General features: G+C 71.8%; 15 protein-coding genes and 1 tRNA gene. 9 read left to right on the top strand and 7 right to left on the bottom strand.

Translation table 11 applies throughout. The annotated features are described in order from the left end of the window. Positions 1–116: 116 nt before the first annotated feature. Genes ACWEK3_RS16435 through ACWEK3_RS16420 form a run of 4 tightly spaced genes read left to right on the top strand, consistent with a single transcriptional unit; the run spans position 117 to position 2,263 of the window. Entirely contained in the window at positions 117–509 is a 393-nt protein-coding gene (locus ACWEK3_RS16435) for a hypothetical protein (protein WP_361411757.1), read from the top strand. Then, positions 506–1,354: a transcriptional regulator gene (locus tag ACWEK3_RS16430; protein WP_450546287.1), complete on the top strand. Its 849-nt coding sequence runs from the start codon at positions 506–508 to the stop codon at positions 1,352–1,354. The genes ACWEK3_RS16435 and ACWEK3_RS16430 overlap by 4 nt, the downstream gene beginning before the upstream one ends. A 13-nt stretch (positions 1,355–1,367) precedes the next feature. Further along, positions 1,368–1,868, top strand: a complete 501-nt coding sequence (locus ACWEK3_RS16425; RefSeq protein WP_450546289.1) for a roadblock/LC7 domain-containing protein — start codon at positions 1,368–1,370, stop codon at positions 1,866–1,868. Positions 1,869–1,888: 20 nt separating this feature from the next. After that, entirely contained in the window at positions 1,889–2,263 is a 375-nt protein-coding gene (locus ACWEK3_RS16420; protein WP_361411763.1) for a roadblock/LC7 domain-containing protein, read from the top strand. Between the two features lie 227 nt (positions 2,264–2,490). On the opposite strand, the gene ACWEK3_RS16415 is transcribed toward ACWEK3_RS16420, so the two are convergent. Together ACWEK3_RS16415 and ACWEK3_RS16410 are read right to left on the bottom strand one after the other, a co-directional pair. Further along, entirely contained in the window at positions 2,491–3,093 is a 603-nt protein-coding gene (locus ACWEK3_RS16415) for a hypothetical protein (protein WP_450543647.1), read from the bottom strand. A gap of 107 nt (positions 3,094–3,200) precedes the next feature. Next, positions 3,201–4,043: a MurR/RpiR family transcriptional regulator gene (locus ACWEK3_RS16410; protein ID WP_450543645.1), complete on the bottom strand. Its 843-nt coding sequence runs from the start codon at positions 4,041–4,043 to the stop codon at positions 3,201–3,203. Positions 4,044–4,347: 304 nt separating this feature from the next. On the opposite strand from ACWEK3_RS16410, the gene ACWEK3_RS16405 reads away from it, so the two are divergent. Further along, positions 4,348–4,776 (top strand): hypothetical protein, encoded by a 429-nt coding sequence (locus ACWEK3_RS16405; protein WP_365775668.1) that lies wholly within the window; start codon positions 4,348–4,350, stop codon positions 4,774–4,776. A 426-nt stretch (positions 4,777–5,202) separates the two neighbouring features. Here the strand turns inward: ACWEK3_RS16405 and ACWEK3_RS16400 are convergent, their stop codons facing one another. Continuing rightward, positions 5,203–6,594, bottom strand: coding sequence for a cystathionine beta-synthase (locus tag ACWEK3_RS16400; protein ID WP_361411769.1), 1,392 nt, complete (start codon positions 6,592–6,594; stop codon positions 5,203–5,205). A gap of 158 nt (positions 6,595–6,752) precedes the next feature. Here ACWEK3_RS16400 and ACWEK3_RS16395 point away from each other — a divergent pair, with 158 nt between their 5' ends. From ACWEK3_RS16395 to ACWEK3_RS16385, 3 genes are all read left to right on the top strand, one after another. Then, positions 6,753–7,811 carry an SGNH/GDSL hydrolase family protein gene (locus ACWEK3_RS16395; RefSeq protein WP_384427528.1) on the top strand — a complete coding sequence of 353 codons (1,059 nt, stop codon included), beginning with the start codon at positions 6,753–6,755 and terminating at the stop codon, positions 7,809–7,811. Positions 7,812–8,070: 259 nt separating this feature from the next. Then, the gene (locus ACWEK3_RS16390; RefSeq protein ID WP_382618951.1) at positions 8,071–9,291 is read left to right on the top strand and encodes an acetyl-CoA C-acetyltransferase; all 1,221 of its coding nucleotides are present in this window, start codon (positions 8,071–8,073) and stop codon (positions 9,289–9,291) included. Between the two features lie 310 nt (positions 9,292–9,601). Next, complete coding sequence (locus ACWEK3_RS16385; protein ID WP_453249944.1) at positions 9,602–10,423, top strand: hypothetical protein; 822 nt, start codon at positions 9,602–9,604, stop codon at positions 10,421–10,423. A gap of 60 nt (positions 10,424–10,483) precedes the next feature. Here ACWEK3_RS16385 and ACWEK3_RS16380 read toward each other — a convergent pair whose 3' ends face one another. Beyond that, a complete protein-coding gene (locus ACWEK3_RS16380; RefSeq protein WP_361411775.1) occupies positions 10,484–10,795 on the bottom strand; it encodes a hypothetical protein in 312 nt (103 codons plus the stop codon). 98 nt (positions 10,796–10,893) lie between these two features. On the opposite strand from ACWEK3_RS16380, the gene ACWEK3_RS16375 reads away from it, so the two are divergent. Next, positions 10,894–11,121, top strand: coding sequence for a DUF4287 domain-containing protein (locus ACWEK3_RS16375; RefSeq protein ID WP_141360416.1), 228 nt, complete (start codon positions 10,894–10,896; stop codon positions 11,119–11,121). A 114-nt stretch (positions 11,122–11,235) separates the two neighbouring features. Here the strand turns inward: ACWEK3_RS16375 and ACWEK3_RS16370 are convergent, their stop codons facing one another. The 3 genes from ACWEK3_RS16370 to ACWEK3_RS16360 all read right to left on the bottom strand — a co-directional run bounded on the left by ACWEK3_RS16370 (position 11,236) and on the right by ACWEK3_RS16360 (position 13,951). Continuing rightward, the gene (locus ACWEK3_RS16370) at positions 11,236–12,147 is read right to left on the bottom strand and encodes a Bax inhibitor-1/YccA family protein (protein ID WP_361411777.1); all 912 of its coding nucleotides are present in this window, start codon (positions 12,145–12,147) and stop codon (positions 11,236–11,238) included. Between the two features lie 205 nt (positions 12,148–12,352). After that, on the bottom strand, positions 12,353–13,528 hold the full coding sequence (locus ACWEK3_RS16365; protein WP_453249943.1) for a 4-hydroxybenzoate 3-monooxygenase: 1,176 nt from the start codon (positions 13,526–13,528) through the stop codon (positions 12,353–12,355). 336 nt (positions 13,529–13,864) lie between these two features. Further along, positions 13,865–13,951 (bottom strand) — tRNA-Leu (locus tag ACWEK3_RS16360). Positions 13,952–14,193: the final 242 nt, after the last annotated feature.

Here is a 14,193-nt window from a genome sequence, read left to right as displayed (position 1 = left end):
ACGTTAGCCCCTCGGTCGCATGTTCCACCGGAAAATGCCGTAACCCTCACGACCGGCGTACACCCTGCGTAGCGTCGGCATCACTCAGCCGAACCCCCGGTGGGAGAGGAACAACGGTGCCCGGAATCGACGAGTGCCTACTGGAAGCCATGCGGCTGCCCGGTGCCAGAGGCGCCGCGCTGGTCGACTGGACGAGCGGACTTGCCCTGGGCACCGTCGGAGAGTCCCCGGGAGGCGACCACGAGACCACCGCGACGGAGGCCGCCGAACTGGCCCGGCTGGCCGCCGAGCACGGCGCCTTCGCCGCCGCCGAGGACCCCGATGGGGAGCGTCCGCCGGTGGAGGACCTGATCGTCAGCAACCGCGACAGCTACCACCTGTTGCGGTTCGTGGACACGTCCTTCGACAGCAGCGTGTTCCTGCATCTGTGGCTGACCCGCGCCGAGGGCAACCTCGCCCTGGCCCGCATACGCCTGGGCGAGATGGCCGAGCGGCTGGTGCTGGGATGACCGTGGTCGACACCCCGCCCCCGCCCCAGCTGCCGGTGCGCAGCAAGCCGGCCGCCGACGACGCGGCCTGGGGCGGCCTCTCACCGATGCTGACCCGGCTCGCCGCCGAGCACGCCACCGGCGTCCTGGTCCGCGAACACGGCACGCTCTACCTCGCCGAGGGCCGTGTGGTGCACGCCGAGAGCCCCCTGAGCCCCGGCCTGGACCTGCTGCTCACCGCCCACGGCACAGTGACGGCCGAGGCGTGGCGGGACGCGGTCACCCGCGCCGACGACCGGCACGGCGCCGCACGCCTGCTGCTGGACGGCGGCCATCTGGGCGAGGGCGCCCTGGAGCTGTGCCACCTGGGCGCGCTCCACGACGCCGCCTACTTCGCGCTCGCCCCGAGCAGCACCCCGGGCCGGTTCCGCTACGGCATCGCCCACCCGCTCGGCCCCGTCCTGCGGGTCCCGGTGGCGGCCCTGGAGCGCGAGATCCTGCGCCGCCGCGAGCTGCTGCACCGCGTCTGGCCCGACACCGCGCCGGACAGCGCCCCGCTGGTGCGGACGCACGCCGCCTCGGCACCGAAGTCGACGCCCCGCCAGCAGAGGCTCCTGGAGCGGGTCGACGGCACCCGCACGGCCACCGACCTGGCCCGGGAGCTGGGCCGGCAGGCGTTCCACATCCTGGTGGACGTACGGCGTCTGGCGGCCGCGGGGCTCGTCGCGCCGGTCGTCGCGCCACGGCACGCGCCCGTGCCGGACGGCACCGGGCAGACCCCCGCGCTCGCCGACCGGCCGGCGTACACCACCGACCCCCACATCACGCTGCTGAAGAGGCTCAGGGATGCGCTGGAGGCCCTTTGAGAGGAGACACCGGATGGCAGCCGAGCCCGAGATCCTGGACGAGCTACGCCGGCTCAGAGCCCGGGTACCCCAGCTCACCGGCGCCCTCGCCGCCAGTGTCGACGGCCTCGTACTGGCCCACGACACCCCCGGCGTGGAGCCGGAGAGCGTGGCGGCACTCACCGCGACCGCGCTCGGCGTCGCCGTGCGCATGTCGGACGTGACCGGCCAGGGCGATCTGCGCGAACTGCTCGTGCGGGGCGTCCACGGCTATGTCGCGACCTACGCGGCGGGCCGCACCGCGGTGCTGACCCTGCTCGCCCAGGACCGCGTCAACGTCGGCCGCCTCCATCTGGAGGGCCGCCGTGCGGGCGCCCGCATCGGGGAGCTGGTCGACGCCGAGGCGGCCGACGTTTCCGGCACGACGCCCGCGAAAGCGGTGAAACCGGCCACCAGGACCGGCACCGCACGGACCAGAACCACCCGCGCGCCACGCACCACCGCCACCAACGCGCGCACCACTACTGATGGTTGACAGAACAAGGAGACCCGGCCATGGCCAACACCGAGACCTGCCTGAAGGAAGCGCTCGCCTCCATCGAGGGAGCGACAGGCGTCGCGCTCGTCGACTACACCAGCGGCATGGCGCTGGGCACGATGGGCGGCAGCAAGAGTTTCGACCTGAACGTCGCCGCCGCGGGCAACACCGATGTCGTACGGGCCAAGATGCGCACCATGGAGCACCTCGGCCTCAAGGCGCAGATCGAGGACATCCTGATCACCCTGACCGACCAGTACCACCTGATCCGCCTGATCAGCGGGCGCGGCGGGAACGGACTGTTCCTCTACCTCGTCCTCGACGCCAAGCGGGCCAACCTGGCGATGGCCCGCCACCAGCTGAGGAGGATCGAGGAGGACCTGGAGGTCTGACCCCGGGCCCGCAGGGAGGGCCCCTGGACCTGTCCTAGTGCCCCGACAGACAACGTTCGCCCCGTCGCGACGCCCGGCACGCCCTCTCGCCGCACCGGCCGAAAGCCCAAGTACGTCCAGTACGAGGACTTCCGGCCGGCACTCCCCCAAGCTCTTCGAGCAGGGGGGACCCCCAGAGCACGCACCGGACACCGCTCCTTCACGGGCAAACGTTGCCTGCCGCGGCACTAGCCGAGCGCCGCGGTGCGGCGGCGTGCTCCGCCCGGGGCCGCGTCGCCCGCCGCGAGGCCGGTGCCGCGGTAGCCCCGCACCGCCTTGCCCGCGGGACGCCCGCCCCGCCTGCCCAGCCAGTCCACGCGCACCCACAGCAGCGTGCCTTCGGCCCGCTCCAGCCGCCCGAGCCAGCCGGCCTTGAGCCACAGCCCCACCCCGGCGCCGGCCAGCAGCAGGCCGCCGGCCGCGGGCAGGACGAAGGAGCTGCCCAGCGCGGCCAGGAAGGCTGGGGCGAGCCACCAGCGGTGCCCCCGGCGCCACACGCGGACGCTCACCGCCCGGTCCTGGAGCACGTCGTGGCGTCCGGCCCGGGCGGCGCCCCGGGCCAGGGCCCGGTAACGCCGGCGCCGGACGCAGGCCACGACGGCCGCCGTCACCAGGAACAGCGCGGCCCCCGCCAGGACCCCGATCCGGCGCCCGGTCAGCCCCGGCACCAGCACGCCGATCCCCGCCGCGAACACCCCGAGCCACCACAGCGGCGCGGCTCCGGCCCGCACCACGACGGCCACCCGGGCCAGGCCCTGACCTCCCCGACCTGTGCGACCAGCGCGCGCCATGCCCTGCCTCCTCGTCGTCCCGGCACCCTCGTTCGGGCGGGCAGGCTAACGAGCGTTGGTGAGACGCGTCTGAGAGCACCCGGCCCCGGGCATCAGGCCACGAGATGTCACTCCACGAACAGCCCCCGCGCCGCCGCCCCCTGGTCGAACTCCTCCAGGCGGGCCTGCGCGTCGGGCAGGTCGTCGCACATCGCCTCCAGGAGCACCCGGCCGAGCAGCATCGGCGCACACGCGGTGTCGAAGGCGAGCCCGGTGCCGACGGCGGCGGGCAGCAGCAGGTCGGAGTGCTTGGCGACGGGCGCGAAGGCCGAGTCCGCGACCGTGACGACGGTCAGCCCCGCGTCCTTGGCGTAGGCGAGGGTGTCCACGACCTCGCGCGGATGGCGCGGCAGCGCGAAGCACAGCAGCGCCGAGGCACCCGCCCGTACGGCGCCGTCGATGCGGTCCTGGATCATCGTGCCGCCCTCGTCGAGCAGCCGTACGTCCGGGTGGACCTTGCCGGCGAAGTAGGCGAAGCCGTAGGCCTGGGCCGCCGCGGCCCGCAGGCCGAGCACCGGCAGCGGACGTGAGGCGGCGAGCACCTGTCCCGCCCTGCGCACTGGCCGCGGATCGGCCAGCGCCTCAGCCAGGTGCCTCAGGTTCTCGATCTCGGCCTCGACCGCCTGCTGGTACTCGTTGTACGAGGCCGGCTGGGCCGCCGGTTCGGCGGGCGCGACCTCACGCAGGTGCCGGCGCAGCGCCGGGTAGCCGTCGAAGCCCAGGGCGACCGCGAAGCGGGTCACCGACGGCTGGCTGACCCCGGCCAGTTCGGCCAGCTCGACGCTGGACAGGAAGGGCACGTCGGCGGCCCGCCGCACCATGCTGTGCGCGATACGCCGCTGGGTCGGTGTGAGCCGGTGCCCCTCGAAGAGCGCCTGCAGCCGCGCGGCAGGGCTGTCGGTCACGGTCATGACGTGCTCCCCCTCCAGATGTCGTCGACGCCCCGGGAGGGTATCTCCCCGACCAGTTTCTATTCAGACATCAAGAACTCTGCATGAAGTCATACAGCCAGGGCAAGGGATCGGCCAAATGTCATTAAACCCGCCCAGACAGGCACAGAACGCGACAATCAATGTGCTTAGTGTGAGCAGGCCCCGTCGGTGTCGCCGGCCGCAGCCCCGGCGACACCGGCGGCGGCCCGCCCCCGCACCGACAGGGGGGCTAGCCCCAGTGCGGCGGGCACCCCCGCTCCCTAGCCTGGTCCGTATGACCGGAATGGACGCGCGGGACACGGACCTGAAGAAGGACCTCAACGCCTCCCTGCAGGCCCGCAGGGAGCTGGGCGAGGAGTACGAGTCCGCGCTGGTCGACTCGTTTCTGGAGAAGGTCGACCAGCGCATCGACGGGGCCGTCGAACGACGGATGCGCCGGCAGTTCGCCGAGCAGCAGATGACGGTGGCGCGGGGCTCCCGCTCGCCGAAGGCCACCGACTCCTGGGGCGAGCGCTTCGGCTTCGGCATCGTCTCGCTGGTACTGGCCGTGCCGCTGTCCGCGATCGGCGGCGGCCTCGCGCACCTGCCCGGCCTCATCGTCGCCTGGTTCGGGATCGTGGGCGTCAACGCCGTCCAGGCCGCCCGCACCAACCCGGGCCTGTTCACCGGCCGCCGCCGCGACCGCGCCGAGGACGACGCCTGGAAGGACTGAGCGGCCGCTCCGGCCCGGCACGGGCCGGCGGCCGCGTCCCCGGCACGACCGCACGCGGGGCGAGGAGTATGCGCGGGGACCGCCGCACCCCCGTGACCGGGGGGCGGGACGACGGCGGTCCCCGCGAGGGACGCGGGCCGGGTCAGGACCGGGCCTTCGCGTCCGTGGCGTTCGTGGAGGTCCGGGAGCCGCTCCGGAGGTCCGCGACGCCGCACGGCGCCGGCCGGGGCAGACGGCCTCCCCGGCGCTCGGCGCCCGGGAGGCGATCCCCCGCCCCTTCCGACGTCCACCAATGTGCCGGACGCGTGTTAAGCGGGTGCTGCGTGCACGTGACACGCTCGTACCGTTTCCACGACTGCCTCTCAGCCGCAGGTCACCGCACGTTCCCCGCCGGTGCGCCGGCACGCCGGCCCCGGCGGCGGTGCGTCAGTGCTTTCCGCCCTTGGCCAGGAAGGAGAGCAGGTCCTGACGGCTGACGACCCCGGTCGGCTTGCCCTCCACCAGCACGATCGCCGCGTCCGCCGTGCCCAGCACCGACATCAGGTCGGCGACCGGCTCGCCGGAGCCGACCTGGGGCAGGGGGGCCGACATGTGCTTCTCCAGCGGGTCCTCCAGCGCGGCCCGCCGGGTGAACAGCGCGTCCAGCAGCTCCCGCTCGACGACCGAGCCGACGACCTCGGCCGCCATGACGTCCGGGTGGCCCGCGCCCGGCTTCACGATCGGCATCTGCGAGACGCCGTACTCGCGCAGCACCTCGATGGCCTGGCCGACGGTCTCGTCCGGATGCATGTGGACCAGGGAGGGGATGGAGCCGCCCTCCTTGTCGCTGAGCACGTCGGCGACGCGGGCGCTCGGGCCCTCGTCCTCCAGGAAGCCGTAGTCGGCCATCCACTCGTCGTTGAAGATCTTCGACAGGTACCCCCGCCCGCTGTCCGGCAACAGGACCACCACGACGTCGTCCGGGCCCAGCCGCTCGGCCACCCGCAGCGCCGCGACGACGGCCATGCCGCAGGAGCCGCCGACCAGCAGGCCCTCCTCCTTGGCGAGGCGGCGGGTCATCTGGAAGGAGTCCTTGTCGGACACGGCGACGATCTCGTCGGCCACGGTCCGGTCGTAGGCGGTCGGCCAGAAGTCCTCACCGACGCCCTCGACGAGGTAGGGCCGCCCGGAACCGCCGGAGTACACCGAGCCCTCCGGGTCGGCGCCGATGACCTTGACCCTGCCGTCACTGGCGTCCTTCAGGTAGCGGCCGGTGCCGGAGATGGTGCCGCCGGTGCCGACGCCTGCCACGAAGTGGGTGATCCTCCCCTCGGTCTGCTTCCACAGCTCGGGACCGGTGGAGTGGTAGTGCGACAGCGGGTTGTTCGGGTTCGAGTACTGGTCGGGCTTCCAGGCCCCGGGAGTCTCCCGGACCAGCCGGTCGGAGACGTTGTAGTAGGAGTCGGGGTGCTCAGGCGCGACGGCCGTCGGGCAGACGACCACTTCGGCGCCGTACGCGCGCAGCACGTTGATCTTGTCCGTGGAGACCTTGTCCGGGCACACGAAGATGCACTTGTAGCCCTTCTGCTGGGCCACGATGGCCAGTCCCACACCGGTGTTCCCACTGGTCGGCTCGACGATCGTGCCACCGGGCTTGAGCTCTCCGCTCTGCTCGGCCGCCTCGATCATGCGCAGGGCGATGCGGTCCTTCACGGAGCCGCCGGGGTTGAAGTACTCGACCTTCGCCAGGACGGTCGCCTTGATCCCCTTGGCGACGCTGTTGAGCCGCACCAGCGGGGTGTTGCCGACGAGGCTGATCATCGAGTCGTGGAATTGCACCGTTGTCTCCGGTTGCTGCAAAAGATGTGGTCGTAGTGTGCCGCCAGCCTAAGGCCAGGGGGACCGCCCGGGGTGGGCGTTCACTCCCCGTCGAGATTGGACAACGGTCCGTACGGGGCAAGGAGTGGATGTACGGCTACGAGGAGGTGTCGGCGGGCATGACGAACATGTCGAGGGCGAGAGTGGCCCGGCGGATCGCGGCCGGCGCCGCTTACGGCGGCGGCGGACTCGGTCTGGTCGGTGCCGCGGCCGTCGGTCTGCTGCTGGCCGAGGTGCAGATGGCCAAGCGTCACGTGGGCAACGGCACGGACAACCACGTGCCGGTCGCGGACGGCCTGTACGGCCGCGCCTACGACACTCCCGGCGAGCTGCCGCTGAGCCTGGTCATGCTCGGCGACTCCACGGCCGCGGGGCAGGGCGTGCACCGGGCCGGGCAGACGCCGGGCGCGCTGCTGGCGTCGGGCCTGGCGGCGGTCGCGGAACGTCCGGTGCGGATGCGCAACGTGGCGCTGCCCGGTGCCCGGTCGGACGACCTGGACCGCCAGGTGGCGCTGGTACTGGGCGACCCGGATCGGGTGCCGGACATCTGCGTGATCATGGTCGGCGCGAACGACGTGACCCACCGGATGCCGCCGACACGCTCGGTGCGCCACCTGTCGGCGGCGGTGCGGCGGCTGCGCACGGCAGGCGCCGAGGTCGTCGTGGGCACCTGCCCGGACCTCGGCACGATCGAGCCGGTCCAGCAGCCGCTGCGGTTGCTGGCCCGGCGGGCCTCGCGTCAGCTGGCGGCGGCGCAGACGATCGGGGCGGTGGAGCAGGGGGGCCGGACCGTGTCGCTGGGCGACCTACTGGGTCCGGAGTTCGCGGCGAACCCGCGGGAGCTGTTCGGTCCGGACAACTACCACCCCTCCGCGGAGGGGTACGCGACGGCGGCGATGGCGGTGCTGCCGACGGTGTGCGCGGCGCTGGGCCTGTGGCCGGCCGAGGAGGAGCGTCCGGACGTGTCCCGGAGCGAGGGCTTCCTGCCGGTAGCCCGTGCGGCGGCCGAGGCCGCGTCGCAGGCGGGCACGGAGGTCACGGCGGCGCTGCCGACCGGTCCGCGCGGACCGTGGGCCCTGCTCAAGCGGCGCCGGCGGCGCCGGGTCCCGGAGCCCGAGCCGGCCTCTTCCGGCCCGTCCGAGGACGCCCCTCAGTTCGAGGAGCTGGGGGGAGTCTGAGGGCGGCCCGAGAGCGAACCCGGCCGCGCGGGGAAAGCGCACAGGGAAAGCACAGAGGGAAAGCACACAGGGAAAGCACACAGGGAAAGCAAGCGCTTAGAAAATTGCGGCCAGGGTCACACCCCGGTTGGAGTGACCCCGACCGTACGTACGGGTAACTTCCAAGCAGCCCGCCCGTCATCGACCACGCGGCCGCCCGGTCGCCCGACCACCGTCCTCCACGAGGCGTTGCGCGCCGCCCTATCGACATGGAGTCGTGATGCCCGAAGCCGTCATCGTCTCGACTGCCCGCTCCCCCATCGGCCGTGCCTTCAAGGGCTCCCTCAAGGACCTGCGCCCCGACGACCTCACCGCCACGATCATCCAGGCGGCGCTCGCGAAGATCCCCGAACTGGACCCCCGGGACATCGACGACCTGATGCTCGGCTGCGGCCTGCCCGGCGGCGAGCAGGGCAACAACCTCGGCCGGATCGTCGCCGTGCAGATGGGGATGGACCACCTGCCCGGCTGCACCATCACCCGCTACTGCTCCTCGTCGCTCCAGACCTCCCGGATGGCCCTGCACGCGATCAAGGCCGGCGAGGGCGACGTCTTCGTCTCGGCCGGCGTCGAGATGGTCTCCCGGTTCACCAAGGGCAACTCCGACAGCCTGCCGGACACGCACAACCCGCTGTTCGCCGAGGCGGAGGCCCGTACCGCGGCCAGGGCCGAGCAAGGCGGCTCGACCTGGCACGACCCGCGCGAGGACGGCCTGGTCCCGGACGCCTATATCGCGATGGGCCAGACCGCGGAGAACCTGGCCCGCCTCAAGGGCGTCACCCGCCAGGACATGGACGAGTTCGGCGTGCGCTCGCAGAACCTCGCCGAGGAGGCCATCAAGAACGGCTTCTGGGAGCGGGAGATCACCCCGGTGACGCTGCCCGACGGCACCGTGATCGGCAAGGACGACGGCCCGCGCCCCGGCGTGACCATGGAGGGCGTGGCCGGCCTCAAGCCCGTCTTCCGCCCGGACGGCCTGGTCACCGCCGGCAACTGCTGCCCGCTCAACGACGGCGCCGCCGCGGTCGTCATCATGTCCGACACCAAGGCCCGCGAGCTGGGCCTCACCCCGCTCGCCCGGATCGTCTCCACCGGCGTCTCCGCCCTGTCCCCGGAGATCATGGGCCTGGGTCCGGTCGAGGCGTCGCGGCAGGCACTGAAGCGGGCCGGGCTGACCGTCGGCGACATCGACCTGGTCGAGATCAACGAGGCCTTCGCCGCCCAGGTGATCCCCTCCTACCGCGACCTCGGCATCGACCTGGACAGGCTGAACGTCAACGGCGGCGCGATCGCGGTGGGCCACCCCTTCGGCATGACCGGCGCGCGCATCACCGGCACGCTCGTCAACTCCCTCCAGTTCCACGACAAGCAGTTCGGCCTGGAGACGATGTGCGTGGGCGGCGGCCAGGGCATGGCGATGGTCATCGAACGCCTCAGCTGACGCATCGCGTCACCATGACCGCTGGAGAGACCGTCAGTGGCCGCTTTACCACCCGCTGTGACCGAATGGCCCGGAATCCAAGAAACCCCTTGGTTCCGGGCCGTTTTGTGATCCAATCTCCCTCAGGATGTGACCTATCTCCCTCGGTGGAGAGGTTTACGCAGGTCAGCGCTTTACCCCAGAGGGCTCCAGGGCCACATCGGACCGCAATTCTGTCCGTTTCGTGACATTACGCACTGACACTTGGATAGTCCGCCCTTCAAGCTGATGTAGGAAGTCGGGGGTCGACCTTGAACCCGGGAGTACGTCAGTGAGCGCCATGCCGATCGCCTTGCTGCTCACCACGGCCGCCACCGGCGCCGTGGGCGTCGCCGTCCTGCGCGTCTTGTGGGTGCTGCGCCGCCAGGTGGCGGCCCTGCACACGCAGCTCGCGGAGAACCACGCCGCCACCGCGCGAGCACTGGTGCCCGCCGCCCGCGGCCACGCGGACGCGGAGCAGATACGTGCCGCCGTGGTGCAGGCGCTCTCCGAGGAGCGGGAGCGGGAGCTGGCCGAGGCGCGCGCCTTCTGGGCCGCCCAGGAGGCCCGCGACGCCGCCGACGCGCCCTCCCTGCTCGGACTCCCCGACAGCGACCTGTTCCTGCCCCGGCAGACCGACTTCACCGGGCTTGACAACCTGGAGCCGGTGGCCGAGCCCGCCCCGGAGGCCGACGAGCTCTCCGGCAAGGACTGCGTCCAGGGCGGCACGTCCGGCGAGTCCCCGGAGCTGGCCGCGGCCCGCCGCCGGCACCCCTCGCACCCGGACTTCACCCCGCACCCGTCGCCCGTCGGGGGCGACCACGAACAGACGCTCGCCACGCTGGAGGACCTGGCCGAGTCCCGCGTGGAACTGGCCGACGTCCGCCCGGGCCCGCTCGGCACCCTCGACGTCTACGTCTTCGCCGACGGTACGACCCTGTGCATGACCCCGGGACACCGCGAGACCGCGGAACGCCTGGCCGACGCCCTGCGCGCGGGCGAGACCCCGGTACTGCTCGGCGGTTCGGGCGTCTCCGGCGCCTACACGCTCACCTTCACCTGCGGTGCCGAGCAGGTGTACATCCTGGCGGACCGGGTCATCGCGTCGCTGTAGCGGGGGCCGCCGGCTCCCCCTCGCGTCAGCGCCCCGTCCGCCCCTGAACAGGCGCGCAGCTCAGACCCCGGCGCGCTTCAGCGCCTCCTGCACCAGACGTACGGCCTCCTCGACCTCGTCCTCGCTCTTCAGTACGAGCGCCAGATCGTGCCCAGCGACCGTGACCTGGTCCGCCGCCGCGAACATCCCCGCGTCGGGCATCTCCCGCGGCTCGCACCCGGGGCATTCGGCGAGCTGGGCCCGCCGGGCGAACTCCCTGGCCAGCGCGAGTGCCTCCGCTGCGCCCGCCCGTTGCAGCCGGCTCTGCGGCGCCGCCCTGAGGCGGTCGGCGAAGTGATCCACTGCCCGGGTCAGAGATGTCGTGTCAACCACGTCGCGAGACTACGCGTCGCGGCACGACTGTTGCCAATACGCGAACCCTCAGGCACGGTGACGTGAAGGACCGGCTTCGAGTGCGTCCGGAGGCGCCGATGTCCCAAGTCTTCTCCGAAGAGACCCATCGCAATCTGCTCGCCCGCATCCCCCACTGCACCGGTCGTGATATCTCCGACTGGCTGCGCACCGTCGAAGAAGGCCCCGCGCTCCGCTTCGAGGAGAAGGTCAGCTGGCTCCGCCACGAGCACGACCTCGCGTACGGCCACGCCAAGGCGCTCATCCACGAGTACGACCTGAGGAGGGCCGCGCGCAAGCTGCTCTAGGCGTGCAGCGCAGCGCAGTGCCGGCGCCGCCGGACGGACACGGCGCCGGAACGACGAAGGGCCCCGGGAAGACCCGGGGCCCTTGCGTTCGTCCGGCGCGAGGTGCGCTGGGGACTAGTCGCTCTGGTTGAGGATCGCGATGAGACGCAGGAACTCCATGTAGATCCACACCAGCGTCAGCGTGAGGCCGAAGGCCGCGAGCCAGGCCTCCTCGCGCGGCGCGCCGTAGGCGATGCCGTCCTCGACCTGCTTGAAGTCCAGGGCCAGGAAGCAGGCGCCGAGGATGATGCCGATGACACCGAAGAGGATGCCGAGCGGGCCGCTGCGGAAGCCGAGGCCGTCACCGCCGCCGAACACCGCGAACAGCATGTTGACGGCCATGAGGAGCACGAAGCCGAGCGCAGCCGCCATCACGAAGCCGTAGAACCGGCGGGTGACGCGGATCCAGCCCGCCTTGTACGCCAGCAGGACGCCGACGAAGACGGCCATCGTGCCGAGCACGGCCTGCATGGCGGCGCCACTGGCGATGTGGGTGTCGACGATGTTGGAGACGACGCCGAGGAACACGCCCTCGACCGCGGCGTAGGTCAGGATCAGCGCGGGTGAGGCCTTGCGCTTGAACGACTGCACCAGGGCCAGGACCATGCCGATCACCATGGCGCCGATACCGATCCCGTAGGAACGGTTGATGTTGGCGCTGTCGACCGGCAGCAGCGCCCAGGCGAGCGCGGCCGTCACGACCAGGGTGCCGAGTGTGGACGCGGTGCGCAGGACGACGTCGTCCATCGTCATCCGGCCGGTGGTGGCCGGGGCCTGCGGCGGCGCGCCCTGCTGAAGGTCTTGCTGAGCGTAAGGGTTCTGCGCGTAGGGGTTGCCGCTCGGCTGGGCGTACGGGTTGCCCTGCGCGTACGGATTGCCCTGCGTGCCGACAGCGGGACCCCCGGCCTGCGGCGCGGCGTTGAAGCCCGCGTAGCCGTTGTCGCGGCTGAACCCCCGTCGCGAGAAGACCGGGTTTCTGCTCCTCATCTCACTCCTCCATGGCCGCACGGCGCGGCCTTGGCCTCAAGAGTAATGGAAAGGCAAAGGGCTGACCCTAGTACCTCGGAAGGATCTTTCCCTCGCCATGCTGCGGAACACGCTACGTCGCCGCATGATTCCCGGCCAGGGAGGGCCCCCTTCATGACCGACCCGGAACACGTCCGGAACCGGCCGGAGACCACCCGGTTGCCCGTCAGCCGATCGGGAACCCGGTGTAGCCCTCGGCGAGGTCGGTCTCGGCGGCCCGGCAGGAGCCGATCCGGTCCAGCCGGGCCAGTTGCAGCCTTCCCTCAAACGCGGTGGCGTCCGGGTCGCGGTGCAGCATCGTCGTCATGTCGTAACTGAAGCGCTCGGCCTGCCAGACGCGCCGCAGGCAGGTCTCCGAGTAGGCGTCGAGGAGTTCGGCGGAGCCCGTCTCCTTCTCGTGGACGAGCGCCCGCGCGAAGGTGACGACGTCGCCGACGGCGAGGTTCAGCCCCTTGGCCCCGGTCGGCGGCACGATGTGGGCGGCGTCACCGGCCAGGAACAGGCGGCCGTGGCGCATGGATTCGTGGACGTAGGAGCGCATCGGGGTCACCGACTTCTGGGTGATCGGGCCGCGGTGCAGGGCCCAGTCGTCGGCGGTCTCCAGCCGCCGTTCGAGTTCGTCCCAGATCTCCTCGTCGCTCCAGGCCCCGGCGTCGGTGTCCGCGGGCACCTGGAGGTAGAGGCGGGAGACGGACGGGGAGCGCATGGACAGCAGGGCGAACCCGCGGTCGTGGCGGGCGTAGACCAGTTCGTCGTGCGAGGGCGCCACGTCGGCGAGGATGCCGAGCCAGCCGAAGGGGTACGTCCGCTCGAACACCCGGGAGAGCGAGGTGGGGACGGCCGTGCGGGCCACGCCCCAGAAGCCGTCGCACCCGACGACGTAGTCGCACTCGAGGACGTCCTCGCGCCCCTGGTGGCGGAACCGGATGGAGGGGCGGTCGCTCTCCGCCCCCTCCACGGCCAGCGCCTCCGCCTCGAACAGGAGCGGGCCGCCCTCCTCGAGCTGCAGGGCGATGAGGTCCTTGCAGACCTCGGTCTGGGCGTAGACCATCACCGACCGCCCACCGGTGAGCGCGGGGAAGTCGACGCGGTGCCGGCGCCGGTCGAAGCGAAGCTCGATCCCGTCGTGCCGCAGCCCCTCGCGGTCCATCCGCTCCCCCGCCCCGGCCGCGCGCAGCACGTCCACGGTGCCCTGCTCCAGGATCCCGGCCCGCTGCCGGTGCTCGACGTAGGCGCGGTCGCGGCTCTCCAGGACGACCGAGTCGATCCCGGCGTTGTGGAGCAGCCGGGCGAGGAGCAAGCCGGCCGGTCCGGCTCCAATGATGCCGACGGTGGTGCGCATCGGTCGTTCCCTTCGGATGGGCGTCGTCGCCCGGGTGGATGACGGAGTGGATGACTGGACGGACGACTGAATTTTCGCTGTTCGCCTGGTGAAATTTCTTTCACTGTGATGTGTCCTGAGTTTCCGTCCGGACCCATCCGATGTCAATGGTTGCCCTCGCCCATGGGGGGTCGCGTCAGTGGGTGCCCGCGTCGACGGGGTGTCGCGGGTACCGGAAGCGCGCTGCCGTGCATGAGGTGAAGTGAGAGCGCGCGGGCCCCGGGTGCGGGGAGGCCTGCTCGGACCCGCCCTCCTGCCGCGGGGCACGGTCCGTTGGCCGGACCGTGTGCGGCGTGGTGGTGCCCGGAGCCGGACTTGAACCGGCACGCCCGCGAAGGGGCAGCGAGGTTTAAGCTCGCCGTGTCTGCTTTCCACCATCCGGGCAGGCCATGGGCTCCGCGCTGCGGCTCCGACCCTATCGGGACCCCTTCCCCGAACAGCGGGCGGGTGGACTCATGTTGTCTTATTTTATTGGTAACTGAGGGAGCATCAGCGCGCGGGGGTGGCCATCGGCACTTGCCAACAGCCTTGCGGGCGAGTGCCGGGCGCGCACGTGGAATGACGGAATTTCACCGTCCGAACCAGGGGGCTCCACCTGTTCTCGACGACCCGGCCCGGAGGACGCG

Source organism: Streptomyces sp. NPDC004721, assembly GCF_053601495.1.
This window is presented reverse-complemented; position numbering and strand designations above follow the sequence as displayed.

Coding starts and splice junctions, on each gene's coding strand:
- ACWEK3_RS16410 (WP_450543645.1), bottom strand. CDS start 4,043: ATGACCGTGACCGACAGCCCTGCCGCGCGGCTGCAGGCGCTCTTCGAG.
- ACWEK3_RS16415 (WP_450543647.1), bottom strand. CDS start 3,093: ATGGCGCGCGCTGGTCGCACAGGTCGGGGAGGTCAGGGCCTGGCCCGG.
- ACWEK3_RS16430 (WP_450546287.1), top strand. CDS start 506: ATGACCGTGGTCGACACCCCGCCCCCGCCCCAGCTGCCGGTGCGCAGC.
- ACWEK3_RS16420 (WP_361411763.1), top strand. CDS start 1,889: ATGGCCAACACCGAGACCTGCCTGAAGGAAGCGCTCGCCTCCATCGAG.
- ACWEK3_RS16370 (WP_361411777.1), bottom strand. CDS start 12,147: ATGAGGAGCAGAAACCCGGTCTTCTCGCGACGGGGGTTCAGCCGCGAC.
- ACWEK3_RS16390 (WP_382618951.1), top strand. CDS start 8,071: ATGCCCGAAGCCGTCATCGTCTCGACTGCCCGCTCCCCCATCGGCCGT.
- ACWEK3_RS16365 (WP_453249943.1), bottom strand. CDS start 13,528: ATGCGCACCACCGTCGGCATCATTGGAGCCGGACCGGCCGGCTTGCTC.
- ACWEK3_RS16395 (WP_384427528.1), top strand. CDS start 6,753: ATGACGAACATGTCGAGGGCGAGAGTGGCCCGGCGGATCGCGGCCGGC.
- ACWEK3_RS16425 (WP_450546289.1), top strand. CDS start 1,368: ATGGCAGCCGAGCCCGAGATCCTGGACGAGCTACGCCGGCTCAGAGCC.
- ACWEK3_RS16405 (WP_365775668.1), top strand. CDS start 4,348: ATGGACGCGCGGGACACGGACCTGAAGAAGGACCTCAACGCCTCCCTG.
- ACWEK3_RS16375 (WP_141360416.1), top strand. CDS start 10,894: ATGTCCCAAGTCTTCTCCGAAGAGACCCATCGCAATCTGCTCGCCCGC.